The organism is Azospirillum lipoferum (assembly GCF_024170005.1).
Classification (GTDB): domain Bacteria; phylum Pseudomonadota; class Alphaproteobacteria; order Azospirillales; family Azospirillaceae; genus Azospirillum; species Azospirillum lipoferum.
In genome coordinates this window covers 28,574-46,079 of record NZ_JALJXJ010000012.1, presented here as the reverse complement: position 1 = coordinate 46,079, position 17,506 = coordinate 28,574, and the positions used below count along the sequence as shown (strand labels likewise).

Annotated in this window: 11 protein-coding genes and 1 pseudogene; 9 read left to right on the top strand and 3 right to left on the bottom strand. The window is 68.6% G+C overall.

The genetic code is table 11. From position 1 onward, the window contains the following. Nucleotides 1-127 precede the first annotated feature (127 nt). Both J2848_RS25110 and J2848_RS25105 read right to left on the bottom strand, forming a co-directional pair. Nucleotides 128-1,504 carry an aspartate aminotransferase family protein gene (locus J2848_RS25110; RefSeq protein WP_149234909.1) on the bottom strand — a complete coding sequence of 459 codons (1,377 nt, stop codon included), beginning with the start codon at nucleotides 1,502-1,504 and terminating at the stop codon, nucleotides 128-130. Between the two features lie 13 nt (nucleotides 1,505-1,517). Continuing rightward, a complete protein-coding gene (locus tag J2848_RS25105) occupies nucleotides 1,518-2,402 on the bottom strand; it encodes a GNAT family N-acetyltransferase (RefSeq protein WP_149234908.1) in 885 nt (294 codons plus the stop codon). 352 nt (nucleotides 2,403-2,754) lie between these two features. On the opposite strand from J2848_RS25105, the gene J2848_RS25100 reads away from it, so the two are divergent. Both J2848_RS25100 and J2848_RS25095 read left to right on the top strand, forming a co-directional pair. Then, on the top strand, nucleotides 2,755-3,423 hold the full coding sequence (locus J2848_RS25100; RefSeq protein ID WP_149234907.1) for a haloacid dehalogenase type II: 669 nt from the start codon (nucleotides 2,755-2,757) through the stop codon (nucleotides 3,421-3,423). A gap of 45 nt (nucleotides 3,424-3,468) precedes the next feature. Further along, on the top strand, nucleotides 3,469-4,743 hold the full coding sequence (locus tag J2848_RS25095) for an NAD(P)/FAD-dependent oxidoreductase (RefSeq protein WP_149234906.1): 1,275 nt from the start codon (nucleotides 3,469-3,471) through the stop codon (nucleotides 4,741-4,743). A gap of 20 nt (nucleotides 4,744-4,763) precedes the next feature. Here the strand turns inward: J2848_RS25095 and J2848_RS25090 are convergent. Beyond that, a pseudogene (locus J2848_RS25090) lies at nucleotides 4,764-5,488 on the bottom strand (hypothetical protein). A gap of 238 nt (nucleotides 5,489-5,726) precedes the next feature. Between J2848_RS25090 and J2848_RS25085 the strand changes: the two are divergent. The 7 genes from J2848_RS25085 (at nucleotide 5,727) to J2848_RS25055 (ending at nucleotide 17,469) form a co-directional block, all read left to right on the top strand. Continuing rightward, the gene (locus J2848_RS25085; protein ID WP_149234905.1) at nucleotides 5,727-7,526 is read left to right on the top strand and encodes a thiamine pyrophosphate-requiring protein; all 1,800 of its coding nucleotides are present in this window, start codon (nucleotides 5,727-5,729) and stop codon (nucleotides 7,524-7,526) included. A gap of 511 nt (nucleotides 7,527-8,037) precedes the next feature. Continuing rightward, nucleotides 8,038-8,424 (top strand): response regulator, encoded by a 387-nt coding sequence (locus J2848_RS25080; protein WP_149234904.1) that lies wholly within the window; start codon nucleotides 8,038-8,040, stop codon nucleotides 8,422-8,424. A 93-nt stretch (nucleotides 8,425-8,517) separates the two neighbouring features. Continuing rightward, nucleotides 8,518-9,459 (top strand): NAD-dependent epimerase/dehydratase family protein, encoded by a 942-nt coding sequence (locus J2848_RS25075; protein WP_149234903.1) that lies wholly within the window; start codon nucleotides 8,518-8,520, stop codon nucleotides 9,457-9,459. A gap of 59 nt (nucleotides 9,460-9,518) precedes the next feature. After that, a complete protein-coding gene (locus J2848_RS25070; protein WP_149234902.1) occupies nucleotides 9,519-10,415 on the top strand; it encodes a glycoside hydrolase family 191 protein in 897 nt (298 codons plus the stop codon). Nucleotides 10,416-10,585: 170 nt separating this feature from the next. Then, on the top strand, nucleotides 10,586-12,844 hold the full coding sequence (locus J2848_RS25065; RefSeq protein ID WP_149234901.1) for a polysaccharide deacetylase family protein: 2,259 nt from the start codon (nucleotides 10,586-10,588) through the stop codon (nucleotides 12,842-12,844). Nucleotides 12,845-12,851: 7 nt separating this feature from the next. After that, nucleotides 12,852-15,857, top strand: coding sequence for a tetratricopeptide repeat protein (locus J2848_RS25060; RefSeq protein ID WP_149234900.1), 3,006 nt, complete (start codon nucleotides 12,852-12,854; stop codon nucleotides 15,855-15,857). Continuing rightward, nucleotides 15,838-17,469 carry a tetratricopeptide repeat protein gene (locus tag J2848_RS25055; RefSeq protein WP_246194384.1) on the top strand — a complete coding sequence of 544 codons (1,632 nt, stop codon included), beginning with the start codon at nucleotides 15,838-15,840 and terminating at the stop codon, nucleotides 17,467-17,469. Before J2848_RS25060 ends, J2848_RS25055 begins: the two co-directional genes overlap by 20 nt. The last annotated feature ends 37 nt before the right edge of the window (nucleotides 17,470-17,506 follow it).

Sequence of the window (17,506 nt, the reverse complement as noted above, 5' to 3'; positions counted from 1 at the left end):
CGCACGTCTTCCCATCCAGTGTGGTCGATGGGTTGGAGGCCGGTCTCCGAATCTTCACTGTTGGACAGCAGAAAATGCTGGATACGGCGGTATTCGCGGATTCTTCAGCGGATACCCCCTATTCCGTCTATCGCATCGCCCGGCGGACCTCGGGGTCCTCCAGGGTCTGGTCGAGGGTCTGGGCCGTACGTTCCAGGATTGCGTCGATGTCCGCGTCGGTGCAGCAGAGCGGCGGGGCGTAACCCAGCACGCCGTTCGCGAAGGCGCGGATCACCAGCCCGTTGTTCCAGGCGCGGTCGAAAATCCGGCGCGACGGTTCGGCGGCGGCGGGCAGCGGGGTCTTGCGCTCCTTGTCCACCACCAGTTCGATGGCGGCCAGCATGCCGCGCCCGCGTACGTCGCCGACCAGCGGATGGTCGCGCAACGCATGCAGTCCGGCCATCAGCCGCGCACCGGCCTTGACGCCGTTGGCGAGCAGGCTGTCCTCGTACAGACGCAATGCCGCAAGCCCTACCGCAGCGCTTACGGGATGTGCGGAGTAGGTGTAGCCATGCCCGACGGCGGTGCTGCCGGCGGCATCGGCAATGGTATCGTAAACCGCGTCGGACAGGAAGACCGCACCCATCGGCACATAACCGGAGGTCAGGCCCTTCGCCGTGGTCATCATGTCGGGGACCACGTCGTCGTCGGTGCAGGCGAACAGCGGACCGGTGCGGCCGAAGCCGGTGATGACCTCGTCGGCGACGAACAGGATGCCCAGGCTGCGGCAGCGGTCGCACATCGCCTTCATCCAGCCGTCGGGCGGCACCAGCACGCCCCCCGATCCCTGGATCGGCTCGGCATAGAAGGCGGCGACCCGCTCCGGCCCGCCGATCTCGGCGATCTTGGCGTCGAGTGCGGCAAGCGACGCGGCGATGATCGCCTCGGCATTGTCACCGACCGGGTTGCGGTAGGCGTAGTGCGACGGAATCTTGTGCTGCCAGTCGAACGGGACGCCGAAACCGGCATGGAAGGCGGGCAGGGCGGTCAGTCCGGATCCGACGGTGGAGGAGCCGTGATAGCCCTGCTCGATGGAAATGAACTGGTCGCGCTGCGGCTGGCCCTTGGCCTGCCAGTAATAGCGGATGAAGCGGATGGTGCTGTCCACAGCGTCGGATCCGCCCAGCGTGAAATAGACGTGGTTCAGGTCGCCCGGCGCGCGTTCGGCGAGCGCCGCCGCCAGCCGGATCGCCGGCTCGCTGCCAAGCCCGAAATAGCCGGTGGCGTAGGGCAGTTCCTGCATCTGGCGGGTGGCGGCGTCGACGAGGCTCTGCTGCCCATAGCCGGCATTGACGCACCACAGGCCGGCGAAACCGTCGACCAGCCGGCGGCCGGCGGCGTCGGTGACCGTCGCCCCGGCGCCGGAGGTGATCACCCGCACCCCCGCCTTCTCGTGGCCGCGGTAGGACGCGACGGGATGGACCAGATGGGCACGGTCGAGTTCGATCAGGGAATTGCTGAGCATGGTCCTCTCCGGATCAGCCGAGTGCCTGGCTGGCGAGCGCGAAAGTCGAAGCGCCTGCGGTTGCAACAGGGGCGGCCGACAGGGCAGCCGCCGTGGGGGCGGGGCGGCGCATGGCGATGCCGCCGCCGACATGGCGCAGGCCGCAATCGGCCAGCCACGGTCCCAGGCCGGTGTCGACCGTGGTGTCCACCCGCAGGAATTTTCCAGGATATGCCGCGATGATCGGAGCGATCAGGGCCTTGGCGCCATCCGCATCGGGGGCCACCACCGGGCCGATCACCTGTCCGCGGCCGAAGTCGCGCAAGGCGGCGAAGCCGACGGGCGCGCCGTTCCGGCGCAGCAGCGTGAAGGAGCCGATCTCGGCGAAGCGCTCCAGCAGCAGGCCGCGGTCGGCGCCGAAAGCCTGTCGGTCCAGTGCGGCGATGGCGGCGCGGTCGCCGTCGCCGGCCGGGGCGGCGTCTTCCGCCGCAACCGACGACATCGGACTGGCTTCCCCCTGGTGTTGAAGCACGGTGTTGACCTCGCGGAAGCCCAGCTTTTCGTAGAGCGGCAGGCCGTCGCGGGTCGCGACGAGACGCAGGGGGCGGTCGCCCGCCAGCGCCATCGCCTCGTCCATCAGGCGGCGGCCTAGGCCCTGCCCGCGCCAGCCTTCATCGACGATGACCATATTGATGGTGGCCGCATCCACGCCATAGGGCGTCATCAGCACCGTGCCGACCACCTGCGACGTCTCCGCGTCCAGGGCGACGAGCCCCTGGCTCAGCGAAAGGCTCAGTGACCAGTCTTCCAGGCGATGCGGCCATTGCTCCTGCCGCGACAGGGCGACCGCGTCCCTGAGATGCTTCGGCTCGAAGGCCGAACAGTGAACCGTTCTTTTGGAAACCGTGTTCTTGCTCATGGGCAGTCCTTTCACCCTCTGCCTCTAGAGTGGGCGCACCGCTTCCGGACGATTGTCTGAAGGCGATCCCCGCCGCGACATCTTTCACCTTTGCTTTAGCAGCCTGCCGCATCTTATGCCGTGGACGGTGCCGCCGGGCCCGCGGACGGCCCGTCCATACCCTGTCCGGAGCGCCCTGACACCGTTTGCCTCCCAACCAAATGCTGAGGGTCGAGACGGAAACGGAACTTTGTGCTTTCGCGCCGGCCAATTCGGTCAGGCCCGGTGCCGGGGCAGGGCTAGGATCGTGGGGCAGGGCCGGTCGGGCCCCATCCAATCCCCCTCTCCCCGCGTCCATCTTAAGGAAGCAGCCATGAGCCAGTTTCGGCCGAAATACGTCACCTTCGATTGCCACGGCACGCTGATCAACTTTCAGATGGCCGAAGCCGCGCGCGATCTGTACGGATCGATCCTCGACGAGGCGCGGATGACGGAGTTCATCAAGAACTTCGCCGCCTACCGCCTTGACGAGATCATGGGTGCGTGGAAACCCTACGCCGAGGTCGTGCACAATGCGCTGGAGCGCAGCTGCAAGCGCAACAACGTCGTCTTCCGCGACGAGGACGCACGCATGGTCTATGAGCGGGTTCCCACCTGGGGGCCGCATGCGGACGTCCCGGCCGGGCTGGCCAAGGTCGCCAGGGAAATCCCGCTGGTCATCCTGTCCAACGCCATGAACGACCAGATCCCGTCGAACGTGGCGAAGCTGGGTGCGCCTTTCCACGCCGTCTACACCGCCGAGCAGGCGCAGGCCTACAAGCCGCGCTTCCAGGCGTTCGAATACATGTTCGACATGCTGGGCTGCGGGCCGGAGGACATCCTGCACTGCTCCTCCTCCTTCCGCTACGACCTGATGTCGGCGCATGATCTGGGGATCCGCAACAAGGTGTGGGTCAACCGCGGCCACGAACCGGCCAACCCCTATTACGGCTATACCGAGATCCGCGACATCTCCGGCCTGCCCGGCGTGGTCGGGCTGTAAGGGACGGATTTCACGGTTCAGGCTGCAATAGGAAGGACCCAGGTCATGAAATTCGTCTCCTACTGGCACGACACCGCCCCTGCCTTCACGGGCGGGGCCGAGGGGGCCGTCGAGGGCCATTATGACGTCGCCGTTGTCGGAGGTGGGTTCACCGGCCTGGGTGCCGCCCGCCAGCTTGCCAAGGCCGGCGCGCGGGTGATCGTGCTGGAGGCCGGCCGCGTCGGCGGCGGCGCCTCCGGCCGCAACGGCGGCCACCTCAACAACGGTCTGTCCCACAGCTTCATCGCCGCCAAGGCTGCCTTGGGGACGGAGCGTGCCATCGCCCTCTACCGCGCCTTCGACCAGTCCATCGACACGCTGAAGGCGCTGATCGCCGAAGAGGGGATCGACTGCGATTTCCGCTACGCCGGCAAGCTGAAAATGGCCTCCAAGCCTGCGCATTTCGACACCATCGCCCGCAATTTCGAGGTTGTGCACCGCGAGGTCGATCCCGACACAGCGCTGCTGTCCGCCGCGGATCTGAAGGGGGAGGTCGGCTCGCCCTTCCATGGCGCCATGCTGTCGCGCAAGAGTGCCATGATGCATATGGGCCGCTTCGTCACCGGGCTGGCCGACGCTGCCAGGCGCCATGGCGCGGTTCTGGTCGAAAACGCACCGGTCGGCGCGATCACCCGTTCTGGCGACCGCCACACGCTGTCCACCCCGCGCGGTACGGTCACCGCCAAGGACGTTCTGGTCGCCACCGGCGCCTACACCACGCCGAACTTCAGCCATTTCCGCCGCCGCATCATCTCCGTCGGCAGCTTCATCATCGCCACCCGCCCGCTGAGCGACGCAGAGATCGCGTCGGTGGTGCCCGGCAACCGCACCTACGTCACGTCGATGAACATCGGCAACTACTTCCGCCTGTCGCCCGACCGGCGGCTGATCTTCGGCGGCCGTGCCCGCTTCTCGGCCACCTCCGACCAGCGCTCCGATGCCAAGAGCGGTGCGATCCTGCGCGCGAGCCTCGCAAAGATTTTCCCGCAGATCGCCAGCATCGACATCGACTATTGCTGGGGCGGGCTGGTCGACATGACCAGCGACCGCTACCCGCGCGCCGGCTACCAGGACGGCCTGTGGTACGCCATGGGCTATTCCGGCCATGGGGCGCAGCTGTCCACCCATCTCGGCATGACCATGGCCGACGCGATCCTGGGCCGCGAGGACCGCAATCCGCTGAAGGGTCTGTCCTGGCCCGCCGTGCCCGGCCATTTCGGCAAGCCCTGGTTTCTGCCGCTGGTGGGGCTGTACTACAAGGCGCTCGATCGCATTCAGTGATGGTTGGGAAGCGTAAAAAACTATGTCGGCAATCCCTGCCGACAGGCGCGGCGTTCGTGGTCGGCGGGACAGGTTTGCAGATTGCGCCGAAAGCGCATGCACGAGGCTCGGGCTTGGCGGCGGGTTTCCAAAGCCCTGCGGAGTTTGAGCCATCGCGTATGGTCGGTGGCGAGATCGCGGGCGGTAAAGGGAGCGATGCGGGTTGCCGTGGCAGCCACGATATGCACGGAGCCGCGCAGCACCAAGGACGGCGAGGCGACCCTTCGCCCGGTTGCCCGGCGTTCATGATGGCGATGGCTGCCGAACGGATGTTCGAGATCGTTGTTGGTGCGCGGCACGCCGGGCAGCGCCCCGGCCACCGCTCGCCGGATCGAATGCTGGCCATCGCTCACCACCCCGGCCCCTGGCACGGGCAGCGCCGCGATCACCTCCCGCAACAGCCCGGCGAGGTCGGCCTGGGTCGCCGAGAGCAGCGGGCGCGCCAGCAGGACCCGTCCCGACAGGCAATCGCGGATCACCCACAGCACCTTGCGATGCTCGCGATGGCGCAACGCCCCGATCAGGGCAATGACATCGAGCCCGAACTCATGATGCGACAGGGTAAGCTGCCGTTCCGCCTCTGGCCGATAAGCCCGGTGGCGGCGGGTGCACGCCGGGTTCTCGCATCGCTGGACCTTGAGACGAAGCCGCTCAAAAACCCGTTCAGCGTCAGCACCGTCCGCCGGTTCTCATAGCGGATGCGCATCCGCCTTCCGCACGCCGGGCAGTCCCGACGCTCCGGTACCGGAACCCGTTCCGAGCCTTGCCGAACCCGACAGACCTGCCGCGCCATCACATCCTCCAGCGCAATCCCCTCTCGCGGGATCAACAGGCAGCAACGCTTGCCGACCTAGAAAAAAAGCGTCCTCCGGCGAACCGAAGGGGCGGCGCGCAGTTGAAACAGGAACGGCGGTGACATCCGACCAGAAACAAGAGAGGCGACAATGGCTGCGAACGTCAGCGACTTCTTTTGGCAGCGGCTCTCCGAATGGGGAGTGAAGCGGATCTTCGGCTATCCCGGCGACGGCATCAACGGGCTGGTCGGCGCGCTCGCCCGCGCCGGCGACCGGTTCGAGTTCATCCAGCCCCGCCATGAGGAGCTGGCCGCCTTCATGGCGACGGCGCACGCCAAATACACCGGTGAGCTGGGAGTCTGCCTCGCCACCTCCGGCCCTGGCGCGATCCATCTGCTGAACGGCCTGTATGACGCGAAGCTGGACCACCAGCCGGTGCTCGCCATCGTCGGCCAGCAGGCGCTGACCGCACTCGGCGGCCACTACCAGCAGGAGGTCGACCTCGTCTCCCTCTTCAAGGATGTGGCCGGCGAATATGTGCAGATGGCCTCCACCCCGGCCCAGGTGCGGCACATCGTCGACCGTGCGGTGCGCATCGCCAAGGCCGAGCGCACGGTGACCTGCATCGTCATGCCCAACGATCTGCAGGAGATGGACGCGGTGGAGGCGCCGGCCCGCGCCCATGGCACCATCCATTCCGGCGCCGGCTATTCCGCACCCGTCGTGCGCCCGGCCGAGGCCGATCTGCGCCGCGCCGCCGACGTGCTGAATGCCGGGTCGAAGGTCGCGATCCTGGTCGGCGCCGGGGCGCTGAACGCCACCGACGAGGTGATCGAGATCGCCGACATCCTGGGGGCCGGCGTCGCCAAGGCGCTGCTCGGCAAGGCGGCGCTGCCCGACGATCTGCCCTTCGTCACCGGCTCCATCGGCCTGCTCGGCACCCGGCCGAGCTACGAAATGATGGTGAACTGCGACACGCTGCTGATGATCGGTTCCGGTTTCCCCTATTCGGAGTTCCTGCCCAAGGAGGGGCAGGCGCGCGGCGTGCAGATCGACATCGACCCGAAGATGCTCGGCATCCGCTATCCCATGGAGGTGAACCTCGTCGGCGACAGCGCCGGTACCCTGCGCGAGCTGATCCCGCTGCTCCAGCGCAAGCAGGACCGGTCCTGGCGTGAGCGGATCGAGGCCGGCGTTGCCGAGTGGTGGAAGGTGCTGGAAGCCCGCGCCATGAACGACGCCACGCCGCTGAACCCGCAGCGCGTCTTCTGGGAGCTGTCGCCGAGGCTGCCCGACGACGTGGTGATCGCCTGCGACACCGGATCGGGCACCAACTGGTATGCCCGCGACATCAAGCTCCGCCGCGGGATGAAGGCCACCCTGTGCGGCGGCCTCGCCACCATGGGGCCGGGCATGCCCTATGCCCTGGCCGCCAAGTTCGCCCATCCCGACCGTCCGGTGCTGGCCATCGTCGGCGACGGCGCCATGCAGATGAACGGCATGAACGCGCTGATCACCCTGTCCAAATACTGGAAGCGATGGAGCGACCCGCGCTTCGTCGTTCTGGTGCTGAACAACCGCGACCTCAACCAGGTGACCTGGGAGATGCGCGCCCAGAATGGCGATCCCAAGTTCGAGGCCTCGCAGGAGCTTCCCGATTTCCCCTATGCCCGCTATGCCGAGCTGCTCGGCTTCAAGGGCCTGTTCGTCGACAAGCCCGAAGATCTCGCCGCTGTCTGGGACGAGGCGATGGCGGTCCGCGGCCCGGTGGTGGTCGAGGCCTGCACCGACCCCAATGTCCCACCGCTGCCGCCGCACATCACCTTGAAGAACGCCGCCGCGATGATGGCGACGCTGGCCAAGGGTGATCCGGAGGCGTGGGACATGCTGAAGGACACCGCCAAGGATCTCGTCCAGAGCTACCTGCCGCATGGAGGGAAGAAGCGCTGATCCGCAACAGTCTCCACCTCCTCCGGCTGACTCTGTCGAGACAGCGTCAGCCGGAGGTATGGGGAGCTGTGGTGTCGGCCCTGAAAAATGCCAGCGTCACGGCCAGGAATGGAATGTCGAGCATGCTGTTGCGCCTCCTTGTTGCGCGTGCCCTTTCAATTGCGCAGACCGTCATGAGGGGGCGATGCAGATTTCCGAAGCCGGGATAAAGATTTCATAGAGAAGATCATCTTCCTCATTGTTCGTATAAGATTCTTTCTTCTCGATGAAAGCAGCTTGTCAGTCCAAGTGATATGCCGAGAAAGAGAAGCTCCGAGAGCAATTTCCATGAAACATCCCCCCGAGCGGAGTAGGGCAATGTCGTGGATGGCTTGACCGCAGACCCAAAAAGGGATAGAGAGCGAACCTTGCGTGAATAGTGGCATTGGCGTGCGGCGTAGGGTCGCGCCATGTCCGACACTGGCGTCCGACACCGGCGACGCCGCTCACGCCACTGGGTCTGGATGGCGAGATGTTGGACACGGTCGAAAAGACGCGAACGATCCTGGTGGTCGAAGACAATGTGTTGATGCGCAAGCTCTTCGTCCGTTGCCTGGAGGAAGGCGGCTTCACCGTGGTCGAGGCGTCCGACGCCACCTCGGTTCTTGGCCTGATGCGCGACATGGCGCCTGATCTGGTGGTGATGGACATCGTCATGCCCGGCTTGTCGGGGTTGGAACTGATCCGCCAGATCCGCGCCGATGCCGCCCTTGCCGCCACCCCGGTGCTGGCCGTCACCAACCTCGCCACCCCCGCCGACAAGCGCCGGCTGGCCGATGCCGGTTTCGACGGCCATGTGTCGAAGCCGATCAAGCCCAAGGAATTCCAGGCCGCCGTCGCCAGTTTCCTCCCGGCCTGAATTTTTTGCGTCCGATTTCAGATTACCCAGATCCGGCGCCTCTGACTTCGCGTATCACCCAAAACACACGCAAAAGCGGAGGGAGCCACAGCAATGGCGCGTTATCTGGTCACCGGCGGTTGCGGTTTCATCGGCTCGCATCTGATCGAACGGCTGCTGGCGGCCGGGGACGAGGTGCGGGTTCTGGATGACCTGTCGACCGGCAAGCACGAAAACCTGCCGGACGGCGTGCCGGTGATGGTCGGCGACGTGGCCGATGCCGACGCTGTCCGGGCCGCGATGTCCGGAGAGGACGGCAAGGGTGTGGACGGCTGTTTCCATCTGGCTGCCGTCGCCTCGGTCGACCGCTCGCGCGAGGCATGGCTGGAAACCCACCACGCCAACCTGTCCGGCACCATCGCCGTGTTCGACGCCGCCCGCCGCGCCAATCCGGCCGGCCCGATTCCGGTCATCTACGCCTCTTCCGCCGCCGTCTATGGCGACAACCCCGACATGCCGCTGAGCGAGGATGCGGCCACCCGTCCGCTGTCGGCCTATGGCGCCGACAAGCTGGGTTGCGAGCTGCATGCGCGGGTGGCGGACGGGGTGCATGGCGTGCCGACCGCCGGCTTCCGCTTCTTCAACGTCTATGGTCCGCGCCAGGATCCGAAATCCCCCTATTCCGGCGTCATCTCCATCTTCGCCGGCCGCATCGCCAGGGGAGAACCGATCACCGTCAATGGGGACGGAGAGCAGGTGCGGGATTTCATCTTTGTAAAGGATCTGGTGCGATACCTGACTGCTGCGATGGGGCATCCGCAGCCTGGCGCCCCGGTCTACAACGTCTGCACCGGCCGTCCGACCTCGGTCAACCGGCTGGCGGAGGTGCTGGCGGAACTGTCGGGCCGACCGCTCGACCGGCGTTACGGTCCGGCGCGGCCGGGCGACATCCGGGTGTCCATCGGCGATCCCACGCGTCTGGTCACCGCCTTCGGCATGAGCTGCGACACGCCGCTGGAGGATGGGCTGCGCCAGACGCTGGCGTGGCTTGGTTGAAGATCTGGGGCTGAAAAATCCGGCAAAGAAATTCGGCTGAACAATAGGGCAGGGGTGGCGTGATCGGTGGTTTGATCAGGCGGCGGGCGGTCGCCGGCGGGCTTTTGTCGGGTGCGGCGCTGCTGGCGCTGCCCAACAGAGCCTTGCGGGCCGCAAACTCCGGTCAAGCTTCGGGTCAAGCCACGGCTGGGTCCTGGGCGGTCTATTATGCCGACGCCGCTCCGCTGTCCGCCTTCCAGCCCTACCGTCTGCTGGTCCTCGACAGCCGCACCCACCCGCCGTTGCAACCGCTGGCCGACCGTGGCAAGACCCTGCTCGGCTATCTCAGCGTGGGGGAGGTGGAGACGCACCGCCCCTGGTTCGACCGGGTGAAAAGCTGGGGTATTCTGGACCAGGAAAATCCCAACTGGCCCGGCAGCTTCTATGTCGATGTGCGGGATCGCCGCTGGGTCAAGCTGGTGGTGGAGGAGCTGGTTCCCGCCATCCTGCGCGAGGGCTTCCACGGCGTCTTTCTCGACACGCTCGACAACCCGCCGCATCTGGAACGCACCGACGCCAAGCGCTGGCGCGGCATGACCGATGCGGCGGCGGCGCTGGTGCGGGCCATCCGCCGCAATTGGCCGGACATCGGCCTGATGCAGAACCGCGCCTATGAAATCCTGCCGCAGACCGCCCCGCTGCTGAGTCATGCGCTGGGCGAGAGCGTCTATGCCGGCTGGGATTTCGCCGCCAAGCGCCCGCATCGCCAGAGTACGGAGGATTACCGGTTCCAGGTCGACGCGCTGAAGGCCGCCGGCGCGCTGAACCCGCAACTCGGCCTCCACACGCTGGATTACTGGGACCCCGCCGACGGGGCGGGTGTGCGGGCGATCTACGATTTGCAACGGGCCAACGGCTTTTCCCCCTACGTGGCGACGGTCGAACTCGACCGCATCATCCCGGAGCCGCCGCGGTGAGGGGTATTTCGTCACGCATGAAGAGATCTCAGAGATCCCCTCTCCCCCCTGGGGAGAGGGTTAGGGCGAGGGGGTCGCGCGGCGAGGATTCTCGAGAATCCATCCTTGTGCATCCCCCTCACCCCGGCCCTCTCCCCGGGGGGGAGAGGGAGAGTCTCCCGGGCAGGAAGATGTGCGTATTCAAGGCGGCGGCCCTCGCCCTCGGCCTGCTATCGCCCGACATGGCCGTATCGGCCCAAGCCGCCGGTTCTCCAGCCGCGACGGCCCAGCAGACGGTGCCGCGCACCATCCTGGCGCTGGTCGATCTGCGCGAGGAAAGCACGATCCGCCTCAGCCGCATCCACACGATGGCGGAACTGCCGCTGAACCATCTCGGCCTGTCGGTGGTCTATTGGAACGTCGCCGACGGGCTGCCCGACCTGTCGCGCTATCCCGACCTGCGCGGCGTCGTCACCTGGTTCGCGGGGGAGCCCTTCGCCGATGTCGGCGCCTATGTCGGCTGGGCGGCCCGCGCCATGGACCGCGGCGTCCGCTTCGCCGTGCTGGGCCAGCCGGGGGTGCGGCTGGAGCGCGGCGGCAAGCCGGTGGCGCTGGCCCTCTCCAACCGCTTTTTCGCCCGTTTCGGGCTGCGCGACGACGACGGCTATTCCGACCTGACCTACAAATCCAAGCCGGTGCTGGCCGACGGGATGATCGGGTTCGAGCGGCCACTGTCAGGGGTGCTGCCCGGCTATCCGCTGTTCCGCAAGACCGACGAACGCTTCACCTCCCATCTGGTGATGCGGCGCGGCGACGATCCGGCCGGCGACAGCCATCTGGTGGTCACCGGCCCGGCCGGCGGTCTGGTGACGGAAGGGTACGGCCGCTATTTCGACGCCGAATACAACCGGCGCCAATGGATCGTCGACCCCTTCGCCTTCTTCCGCGACAGCTTCGCCACCGACGACCTGCCGAAGCCCGACGTCACCACCCTGTCGGGCCGCCGGCTCTATTTCAGCCACATCGACGGCGACGGCTGGCGCAACGTGACGGAGGTGGCGCCCTATGCCGCCCGCCGCGTCCTGTCCGCCGACATGGTGCGCACCGCCGCCATCGAACCCTTTCCCGACCTGCCGGTGTCGGTCGCCCCGATCGTCGGCGATCTCGACCCGACCTGGAAGGGCACGCCGGAATCGCTGGCGGCGGCCAAGGCGCTGTTCGCCCTGCCGCAGGTCGAGCCATCCAGCCACACCTGGACCCACCCCTTCCAGTGGGCCTTCTTCAAGGATTACAGCCGGCAGAACGAGGCGCCCTTCCTCGACCGCGAGGACAGCCGCAAGCCCGGCAAGGGCGACGACCATGCGGCGGAGGAGGCCGGCGAGGTGTCGGACATCGGCCGCTACGCCGTGCCGCGCGCCTATCTGCAACAGCCCTTCGACCTGGACCAGGAGATCGGCGGCGCGCTCGACTATTTCACCCGGCTGGCCCCCGCCGGCAAGCGGGCGGTGCTGGTGCAATGGTCGGGCGACACCTCCCCCTTCGAGGCGGCGCTGGCGGCGGTGCGCAAGGCCGGCGGGGTCAACATCAACGGCGGCGACGCCCGCTTCGACGCCGATTTTCCCTCCGTCACCGGCCTGCCGCCCATCGGCCTGCCGGTGGGGGCGGAACGCCAGATCTACGCCGCCGGCAGCAACGAGAACACCTATACCGAGCTGTGGACCAGCCGTTTCTACGGCTACCGCAATCTGGTGAACACCATGCGGCATGCCGGCAGCCCGCTGCGGCTGAAGCCCTTCAACGTCTATTATCACATGTACACCGGCCAGAAGCCGGCCAGCCTGAACGCGCTGGTCTCGGTCCTGACCGCCGCCCGCGGGCAGGAACTGGCGCCCGTCGCCGCCTCCACCTACGCCCGCATCGCCGGGGGCTTCTACACCACCCGCTTCGAGGCGCTGGACGGCACCCGGCGCTGGCGCGTGCGCGACCGCGGGGCGCTGAACACGCTGCGCTTCGACCATGCCAGCGCCGACACCATCGATTTCGCCCGCTCCAGTGGCGTGCTGGGCCAGCGCCACAGCCAGGGCAGCCTCTATGTCGCGCTCGACCCCGCGGTGGCGGAGCCGGTGGTGGCGCTGGCGGAGACCGGCCGCGCCGACCGCGATCCGCCCGCCGCTTTGCCCTATCTGGTCGAGGGCCGCTGGGCCTTCTCTGCCCTGACTGCGGAGAAGCAGGGTTTCCACGTCGCCGCCACCGGCTATGGCGGGGGCGGCATGGTCTGGCAGGTGCCGTACCCCGGCCGCTGGACCGTTACGGCGGAACGTGATGGAACCCGGCTGTGGTCCGGCAGCGCCGATGCGGATGCCGACGGCCGGCTGGCGCTGACCGTGCCGGTGTCGGCCGTAGCACCGCTGCTGCTGCGCTTCCGTCCGGCCGACGGTGCGGCGGGGTAGGGCGGCGATGCGTGCGAACCTCCTCGTCGTCCTGCTGATCCTGCTTGCCGGCATCGGCGCCAGCCTGCTGCTGATTCCGCACGGCGCCGAGCTTGCCCTGCAGAAATTCCGCGACCGTGATTACGACAGCGCCCGCGCCGCCTACGAGCAGCGCTATGCCGCCGGCGACCGCAGCGGCGCCACGGTGATGCCGCTGACCCGCCTGACCCTGGCCCAGGGCGACGTCGAGCGCGCCATCGACCTGACCGAAGCGTTCCTGGCCGCCGAGCCGTCCTCCGTCGAGGCGCGCGAACTGCTCGACCGCCTCTATCAGGATGCCCAGCGGCCGGGCGACCGCCTGGAGAACCTGAAGGCGCTGGCGGAGATGCGCAACAGCGCCGACCTGTTCCGCGAGCTGGCCTATGCGGCCGGCTTCCGCAACCGGATGGCGCTGAAGGCCGACGCGCTGGCCCGCTACTGCACCCTGCGGCCGGAGGATGTCGAGGCCCAGCAGGAGCTTGCCGCCCTGCTGGCCTCGCGCGGCGACCATGCCGGCGCCGTGGGCTGGCTGCTGCGCGCCGACGACCGCGCCAAGGGCAACATCGAACCCGACAGCCGCGAACTGCTGATGAGCCTGCTGATCGACCTCGACCGCGAGGACGAGGCCTATGAGCGCGCCCGCCGCTGGCTGGGCGAGCAGCCGGCCGTCGCAGACATGATCGGTCTGGCGAGCCAGCTCGCCGCGGCGGCGCGCCCCGATCTCGGCCTGCGGCTGATAGAACCGCAGGTGGCAGGGCCTCAGGTAAAGGGCCGAGCACATGATCTGGCGCTGGAGCTGACCTACATCGACCTGCTGATCGCCACCGATCGGCGGGAACAGGCGCGGACCCGGCTGTCGGCGTTGCCCGGCCCGGTGGAGGATGTCCAGTTCGGCCGGCTGCTGGCGCTGGAGGTGAATGCCGGCATGCTGCGCGCGGCGCTGGAAGCGTCCAAGGGGCGCGACCTGCATCTGGTGCCCGACTGGGTGCTGGCCGGGCTGGCGGAGACCGCGTTGCGCGACGGCGACCGCGCCTTCCCCGACCGGCTCTATCGCGAACTGGGGGAAGAGTTCCTCGACGATTACCCGCTGCTGGCCGCCAACATCGCGCTCGGCCGCGGTGACCCGGCGGCTGCGGCGGCGTGGGCGGAGCGCGGGCTTGCCGGCGACGGGCTGGCGACCGGCGACCGGCTGGGCGCCATCCGCATCCTCGACCGTGCCGGCCGCCATGCCGCCGCGGTCGCCGCCTTCGACCGGCTGCCGCTGACGGGCAATGTCCCGGAGGAACTGCTGGAGGAGCTTGCCGCCCTGTTCATCGACCTCGACCGCGCCCCGGCCGGACTCGCCTGGTTCACGGCGCGGCAGCAGGCCATGCCGTCTGCCGCGGCCGGTCAGGGCTGGGCAAGGCTGGCCGCCAAGGCCGGCGATCCCGCCGCCGTCGCCGACTGGTTGGCCGGTCAGCCCAGGCTGCCGCTCGCCCTGTTGCAGGACATCGCCGGCAGTGCCGCCGAACGCGCCGCTGCCGATCCGCGGGACAGCCGCCCCGCCGCCGCACTGGCGCTGGCCGCCTCGCAGCGCGCCTTCGCGCTCGATCCCTCGCCCCGCAGCCGTCTGGCGCTCGCCACCGCCCTGACCGCCACCGGCAGGCCGGCCGACGCGCTGCCGCTGCTGGCCCCCCTGCTGGATGCCGGCGGCGCGGAGGTTGAAGCCGCCTATGTCGCAGCACTGGACGGCGCCGGCCGGTCGGAGGAGCTGACCCGCCACCTGACCGCCAAGCTGGCGAAGGGCAACCTGTCCGACGCCGATCAGCAGGCGATCGTCACCATGCTGCTCGACCACAAGGCCTACCGCGCCGCGCTGCCGCTGCTGCGCAGCTGGGCGGAGCGGCAAGGGGGCGATTGGCTGAGTGTCTATGCCGACGCGGCGGCCAAGGCGAACGCGCTGCCCGACCTCGCCGCCCTGCTGCAAAGCCGGGCCGCCGCCGCACCACTGGCCGAGGCCGAGGATTCGCTCTACCGCGACACGCTGACCAGACTGGGTCGCAAGGCCGATCTGCGCCGCTATCTGCTGGCCCGCGCCACCGACGACCGGCTGCCGGCCGACAAACGGCGGGAGCCGGCATCGTCCCTGCTGGCGCTCGGCGACAAGGCGGGGGCCGAGCAGGCGCTGCAACGGCTGGCGGCGGGGCAGGGACCGCAGGGCGAGGATTTCAAGCAGCTCGCCTATCTATGGGGGCCGCGCCCGCCGGCCGCCGGCCTGGACTGGATCGAGGCGCGGGCCAAGGCGGCGGTCAGCCCGGCGGAGCAGGCGGCATGGTACGACCGCCTCGCCGACTATGGCGGAGGCCGCCGCGTCATTGCCGGGCTTGGGGGGCAGGGGGCCGCACCCGCCCAACCGGCCCTGAAAACCCCCTACATCGAAGCGCTGGCCGCGGCCGGCAAGGGCAAGGAGCTGGCCGACGCCGTGCGTGCCGCCTTGGCCGAGGAAACCGCTCCCGACCGCCTGCGCCGCTACGCCCGCCTTGCCGAGCAGGCTGGCCAGCGCGCCGCCGCGTCCCAGGCCTGGACGGCGCTGCTGGCGCGCAAGCCGGACGACGCCGACGCGCTGCGCCAGCTGGGCATGCTGGCCTATGACGAGAACCGCCTCGCCGACGCCGAACGCCTGCTGCGCCGCTACGTCGCACCCGGTCCCAACGATTACGAGGCGCATTATTTCCTGGGCGAGGCGCTGACCGCGCTGAAGCGCCCGGCTGCGGCAATTCCCTTCTACCGCACCGCCCTGTCGCAGCTGCGCGCCCGCGCCGGCCGTGGCGACGCGGCGATCCAGACGGAGGCGAATTTGCTGAACCGGCTGGGCAAGGTCGACGACGCCGTTGCGCTGTTCGAGACCTTGCGCAAGCGCCGCCCGGCCGACCGCCAGCTGAAGGCCGACTACGCATCGATGCTGATCGAAAACGGACGACTCCCGGAGGCCCGCCGTGTCCTGGCCCTTCCGTGATCGCTCCCCAATTTCCCCCCTTTCCACCCCCTCTCCCCGGGGGGAGAGGGGACTTCTACCGTTCCTCCTTCTCACCCTCCTCCTCGCCACGCCGGCCCATGCCCAGCCGGTGCGGCTGGAGGCCGTGCGCGAGGACCGCACCGCCCGCTTCGCCCTGCATTGGCCGGGCTCCGTCGCCACCGAAACCCAGCGCGAGGGCCGCGAACTCGTCCTCCGCTTCAACCGTCCGCTTGGCGACGTCCCGCTCGACCGCGTGCCGGAGCGGCTGGAATCCTGGGTCGACAACATCCTCTACGGCTACGACAGCGTCGTTCTGGTGCTTGGCCCCGGAGTCGAGGCGACGGTCGCCACCGACCCCGCCGGCCTCAACGTCGCGCTGACCCGCGCTCCAGCGCCACCGCCCACCCGCGAGGCCCAGGCCGCCGACCGCGCCGCCCGCCGCCGTCTCGACTATTTCCGCGCCCTGGCGCTGATGGAGGGCGGCGACGTCCGCCCGGCGCGCAGCCTGCTGCGCGACCTGCTGGCGCAGGACCCGAAGGACGCCCAGTCCACCGCCCTGCTGGCCCAGGCGGAGGAACGGCTCGGCCGTTGGCGCGACGCCATCATGGCTTATGACACGGCGCTGGAGCTGACACCCGACGAACCGTCCCTGGTCCAGGCCAAGGCGCTGCTCCTGCACGAGAATTCCGACCGCAGCCGTCTTGATCTCGACTGGCAGAAGGTGCGCAACGCCGACATGCAGCGCATCGCCCGCTTCAGCGGCGTGCAGGAACTCGGCCGCTCCACCGCCTTCACCTGGAGCCTTGAGCGCCGCGAGGTCGATGTCGACAGCGCCCGCCGCGCCGACGGCCGGCTGGAGCCCTTCCATGGCGCCCGTTCCCGCCTGGAGGCGGCGCTGGTCCATGACTGGCCGGAGCTGGAACGCTCGACCCTGGCGCTCCATGCCGCGCCGCGGACGCTGGGCGCCGGCTACAGCCACCTCTGGCGTGGCGACCAGTCGGAAACCCGTGCCGGCTTCGCCTGGAGCGAGCCGAGCTTCGCCTTTCTGGAGGGGATCGTCGACGGCGGCCGGCGCGACCGCCTGTTCGTCCAGCATGAGGACCGGCTGTCCGACCGCTGGTCGCTGTCGCTCGGCGCCGGTTACAACCGCTATGGGCTGGCCGGCGCCGGCGATCTGGCGCGCAGCGCCACGGTGGAGGGATCGCTGCGCTACACGCTGAACCAAGCGGGCCCGCTGGCCAGCGTCGCCTATGTGCTGGACGCCGAATATGTCGCCCATCGCGAGGAGAAGCGGAGCAGGGACCGGCAGGACGCCGACGGAAATACCATAGAGGGCCAGCCCTACGTCCCGCTGCCCGCCGCGACCCGCGAGGTCCATGCGCTTCAGCTGAATGTCGAGGATTACCTGACCGACTATGTCCGCTACGCCGTGCAGGTCGGCTACGCCTATGACCGGCGGGGCCGCAGCGGGCCGCAGGGAGCCCTCTCGCTGGGGTGGGAGCCGGCGGACAATCTGGAGTTGGGATTCCGCGCCAGCCATGCCCGCTCCACCGCGCGCGGTACGGCCAGCGCGGTGAACAGCGCCGGCGTCACGCTGGTCTGGCGCTATTGACGGTGTGTCAACTCTTTATGGTTAAAAAAGGTGGACG

Coding starts and splice junctions, on each gene's coding strand:
- J2848_RS25085 (WP_149234905.1), top strand. CDS start 5,727: ATGGCTGCGAACGTCAGCGACTTCTTTTGGCAGCGGCTCTCCGAATGG.
- J2848_RS25080 (WP_149234904.1), top strand. CDS start 8,038: ATGTTGGACACGGTCGAAAAGACGCGAACGATCCTGGTGGTCGAAGAC.
- J2848_RS25110 (WP_149234909.1), bottom strand. CDS start 1,504: ATGCTCAGCAATTCCCTGATCGAACTCGACCGTGCCCATCTGGTCCAT.
- J2848_RS25065 (WP_149234901.1), top strand. CDS start 10,586: ATGTGCGTATTCAAGGCGGCGGCCCTCGCCCTCGGCCTGCTATCGCCC.
- J2848_RS25060 (WP_149234900.1), top strand. CDS start 12,852: ATGCGTGCGAACCTCCTCGTCGTCCTGCTGATCCTGCTTGCCGGCATC.
- J2848_RS25095 (WP_149234906.1), top strand. CDS start 3,469: ATGAAATTCGTCTCCTACTGGCACGACACCGCCCCTGCCTTCACGGGC.
- J2848_RS25105 (WP_149234908.1), bottom strand. CDS start 2,402: ATGAGCAAGAACACGGTTTCCAAAAGAACGGTTCACTGTTCGGCCTTC.
- J2848_RS25100 (WP_149234907.1), top strand. CDS start 2,755: ATGAGCCAGTTTCGGCCGAAATACGTCACCTTCGATTGCCACGGCACG.
- J2848_RS25075 (WP_149234903.1), top strand. CDS start 8,518: ATGGCGCGTTATCTGGTCACCGGCGGTTGCGGTTTCATCGGCTCGCAT.